Below are 3,740 nucleotides of genomic sequence, written 5' to 3'. Positions count from 1 at the left end.
ATGCATCTGATTAGGGGTTGGTGGAGGTTTGGATGTAGAGAAGAAAAGAACAGGTGGTGAGAGGACAACTTTCGCTATCTTCTTCCTGAGCTTGGTTGGAAGGTCAAGTAGAAAGTTTTTGATGAAGTGATTTATAGTTTTTCTGTGATTCATATATTCCTCCTTTTGCCTTTATTTTACGAGGCAAGAGGAGGTTATTTCACTTTAATTTTTACCAAACTCTACTACAAACTTCAGTTGATTTCAGTTGAAAAAAAGCATCTTTTTTATTCATAATCTTCGTAAATTCTTTGTTCCGAGGAGAGGATTATGGAAACTTCCATAAAGGCTACTGTAAGAGATAAACTAGGTAAAGAATCAACAAGGAAGTTGAGAGAAAAAGGGCTTCTACCATGTGTAATTTATGGAAAAGGTCTGAAAGAAAATATACACGTGGTGGTGGACTATCTGGAGTTTGAAAAGCTTTTGCACAAAGTTGGTAAAAACAGACTTTTTGAGGTAGAGCTGGATACTGGAAAAAAATTGAAAGCATTCGTAAAGGAAGTGCAGATACATCCCTTGAAAAGAACAATATCCCATGTTGATCTACAATATGTCACTGGAGATGAAGAAGTGGTTGTAAGTGTGCCGATAGAATTTGTAGGAACAGCAAAAGGTGTAAAAGTTGGTGGCACATTCAGAAAGGGTTTGTGGTCACTCAAGGTGAAAGTAAAGGCTAAAGAAATCCCTCAAAGCATAAAGATAGATATCTCGGATATGGATGTCGGTGATACTCTGGTGGTTTACAAAATAAAGGATAAAATACCTTACAGAATAATGGATCACGAAAATACCTTCATAGCAGGAGTATATAAGTAATCCCTATCCTGTGAATTCTCATATGGGTCTAAACTTGCGATCTTCTTACCTCTGCTAAAAGTAAAAACTCTCTAGCAAGCTCTTCAATATTTGATGCAAGCTACTAACTAACGCTGATTGATGTTCTTCCGAAACTTTAGGTATGAAAGAAGAAAAAGCTCTTATGATTTTGTTAGCTATCCTATTTTTGACAACAGTAGCTTTTATTTTCTCTTTGATTTTCTCCAAAGGTGGGATACTGGATTCTTTGAAAAAAGAAAGGAGGGTTGAGGATCTAAAAAAGCAAGTTAGAGACTTAGAGCTTTCCAACTTAGAAAAGCAAAAACGGATTGAGATGTTGAAAAATGATCGGGAATACCTTGACTCAATAGTTAAGGGATTTGGAATAAACATTAAGGAAAATGAGTACATCTTTAGATTTGACGACGCAAAGAGAAACACATTGCGAAAAACTGAGCTAGATAATGCAAACTCACTGAAGATAATGGTGATAGTGGTAGGGCTTTTTCTGTTTCAGTTGGGACTTTTGATTGCTGTAAGTCTAGGAGTTTTGAGTAAGAAGTCAGGTAGGAATTAGAGTACCCTAAATCTTAACAATCTCGTTATCTATTAATCTTGCGCTTCCTATAAAGACTGCAACTGCAACTACAACTTCACCTTCCTTGGGTATGGTATCCAAGGACTCTAGGGTTTCTGGATTGACGACTTCTACGTAATCAATCTTTGAGGGCACTGATTCTATAATTTCCTTCATCTTCTGTTTAATTTTGGATACATCTCTTTCTCCATTTTTTATCAGTTCTTTAGCCTTTTGAAGGGACTTATATAGAACAACTGCATTTTTTCTCTCTTCGGGTGATAGATAAGAGTTTCTTGAACTCATAGCAAGGCCGTCCTGTTCTCTAACTATCGGCATAACTACTATTTCTATCGGGAAATTGAGATCTCTGGCCATTCTTTTAATTATCTGAGCCTGCTGGTAATCTTTTTGCCCAAAATAGGCTTTATCGGGTTGGACTATGTTAAAAAGTTTAGTAACTACAGTTGCTACTCCCCTAAAATGCCCAGGTCTTGAGAGTCCACATAGGTGGTTCGGAAGTGACTCTAGATTCACATAGGTTTCGTAGTTTTTAGGATACATATCCTCAACTGATGGACAGAAAAGGTAATCAACTCCTTCATTCTCAAGCAATTCCTTATCTTTATCTAGCTGTCTAGGATACCTCGCAAAATCCTCACTAGGCCCAAACTGAATAGGATTAACAAATATACTTACAACAGTTATATTATTATCTCTTTTGCTTTTTCTTACTAAAGATAGGTGACCTTCGTGTAATGCTCCCATAGTCGGCACAAAACCAATACTTTTACCTTCCTTTTTCAAGTTTATCATCTCCCTCTGAATTATGTCTGGCTTCTCTATGACTTTCATACTATTCTTCTCTCCTCACCTTTAACCAATCTCCTAATGTTAGGGATATGTTTTACAATTATCAGTAGCATAACCGCAAAAGCTGTAAATAGCAGTAAAAGGTTTTTAAATATCTCCCCCTGAACAATGAGTGACACAAGAAGATAGGAGAATACAGAAATTGAAGAAATGATTGAACTTATTGATACAATTCTAAAGATGAGCAAAGATATTAGAAATACTACAACTCCTACCAAGGTTCCAACTGGTGTTAAGACTATGAAAACTCCAAGAGAAGTAGCAACTCCCTTGCCTCCTCTAAATCCTACAAAAGGTGAAAAGGTGTGTCCTAGTATAGCTGAAACACCAGCGAAAACATAGACCTCAGGTAAATAAAAAGGAAGAATGTTGTTTTTGTAAAGCCACAAGGTAACGAAAGTTGGGACTCCTCCCTTTAGTGCGTCAAGGATAAGCACAACTATTCCCCACACTTTACCAACTGTTCTAAAAACATTCGTAGCTCCGATGTTACCGCTACCCTCTTTAGTTATATCCTTTCCTTTGAAAGAGGCAACAATCTTGCCGAAAGGAATACTTCCTAGCAAAAAGGAAACTAACAGAAAAACTATGTCCCACATAGAGCCTCCTACTTTTCAACTACCCTAGGAACAACTATAAAGTCATCCTTCCTCTTAGGAGCATTGCTCAAAATCTTTTCTACTTTCACGCTTGGAACGACGATGTCTTCTCTAGGCTCGTTTATAATGTCAATAGGATAGGGAGATGGTTCAACCCCTGTAGTATCTAACTCACTTATCATTTCAACGAAGGAGACAATTTTTGAAAATTCTTGGGTGAAGGACTCAAGCTCCTCTTCGGAGAAACTGAGCTTTGAAAGTTCTGCAACCTTCTTAACAACTTCCTTTGTGATCATAAACTTAGTATATACATACTGTTAAGCCTATTTCAAGTTCTCTTTGACAAAAAACTACTTCTGGTCTTTCAGACAGAGTTCTCTGGAGATCTTATTCTAGTAGTGCAGTGTTAGACTGTTCTCAAGGCATCTACTATGTTCATTCTTGAGGCTTTATATGCTGGTAATAGGCTTGCTATTACTGAAACCAGCAGAAATAGTAGGCAGTAGACAGTAACATCCAAAGGATTTGGCTTTATAAATGCGTAGTATCCTTCTACGTTTCCAGGCGGTGGTGGTATGTATATTCCTCCACTTAGATTTATTGTCAACGCCATTACACCACCCACTAGAAGCCCCAAGATTGTTCCTATGACTCCCATCAATCCGCTCTCCAGCACAAACTGCAATACTACAGTTTTTCTCTTAGCACCTATTGCTCTTATTGTGCCTATTTCCCTGAATCTGTCGTATATATTCATTGTTATTGTATTTGCTATTGCAAATATTACTACAAACAGAACTATCGTTAGAACCATATTCAGTATTGACTGATAT

At 37.2% G+C, this 3,740-nt stretch carries 6 protein-coding genes; 2 read left to right on the top strand and 4 right to left on the bottom strand.

The genetic code is table 11. From position 1 onward, the window contains the following. The first annotated feature begins 309 nt into the window (after window positions 1-309). The gene (locus ABDH28_07455; protein ID MEN2998850.1) at window positions 310-858 is read left to right on the top strand and encodes a 50S ribosomal protein L25; all 549 of its coding nucleotides are present in this window, start codon (window positions 310-312) and stop codon (window positions 856-858) included. 142 nt (window positions 859-1,000) lie between these two features. After that, the gene (locus tag ABDH28_07450; GenBank protein ID MEN2998849.1) at window positions 1,001-1,435 is read left to right on the top strand and encodes a septum formation initiator family protein; all 435 of its coding nucleotides are present in this window, start codon (window positions 1,001-1,003) and stop codon (window positions 1,433-1,435) included. A gap of 6 nt (window positions 1,436-1,441) precedes the next feature. Here the strand turns inward: ABDH28_07450 and panC are convergent, their stop codons facing one another. From panC to ABDH28_07430, 4 genes are all read right to left on the bottom strand, one after another. Beyond that, a complete protein-coding gene (gene panC / locus ABDH28_07445; GenBank protein ID MEN2998848.1) occupies window positions 1,442-2,290 on the bottom strand; it encodes a pantoate--beta-alanine ligase in 849 nt (282 codons plus the stop codon). Then, entirely contained in the window at window positions 2,287-2,907 is a 621-nt protein-coding gene (plsY, locus tag ABDH28_07440; GenBank protein MEN2998847.1) for a glycerol-3-phosphate 1-O-acyltransferase PlsY, read from the bottom strand. Before plsY ends, panC begins: the two co-directional genes overlap by 4 nt. An 8-nt stretch (window positions 2,908-2,915) precedes the next feature. After that, a complete protein-coding gene (gatC, locus tag ABDH28_07435; protein ID MEN2998846.1) occupies window positions 2,916-3,203 on the bottom strand; it encodes an Asp-tRNA(Asn)/Glu-tRNA(Gln) amidotransferase subunit GatC in 288 nt (95 codons plus the stop codon). 110 nt (window positions 3,204-3,313) lie between these two features. After that, the coding region (locus tag ABDH28_07430; protein MEN2998845.1) for an FtsX-like permease family protein at window positions 3,314-3,740 on the bottom strand (427 nt) is incomplete at its 5' end.

Source organism: Brevinematia bacterium (assembly GCA_039630355.1).
GTDB lineage: Bacteria > Spirochaetota > Brevinematia > DTOW01 > DTOW01 > SKYB106.
Note: the sequence above shows the minus strand (reverse complement) of the source record. Positions and strands in the feature narration are given on the sequence as shown.

Bases quoted from the DNA above. Each gene is read 5' to 3' on its own strand.
- ABDH28_07455 (MEN2998850.1), top strand. From the start codon at position 310: ATGGAAACTTCCATAAAGGCTACTGTAAGAGATAAACTAGGTAAAGAA.
- ABDH28_07450 (MEN2998849.1), top strand. From the start codon at position 1,001: ATGAAAGAAGAAAAAGCTCTTATGATTTTGTTAGCTATCCTATTTTTG.
- panC (MEN2998848.1), bottom strand. From the start codon at position 2,290: ATGAAAGTCATAGAGAAGCCAGACATAATTCAGAGGGAGATGATAAAC.
- plsY (MEN2998847.1), bottom strand. From the start codon at position 2,907: ATGTGGGACATAGTTTTTCTGTTAGTTTCCTTTTTGCTAGGAAGTATT.
- gatC (MEN2998846.1), bottom strand. From the start codon at position 3,203: ATGATCACAAAGGAAGTTGTTAAGAAGGTTGCAGAACTTTCAAAGCTC.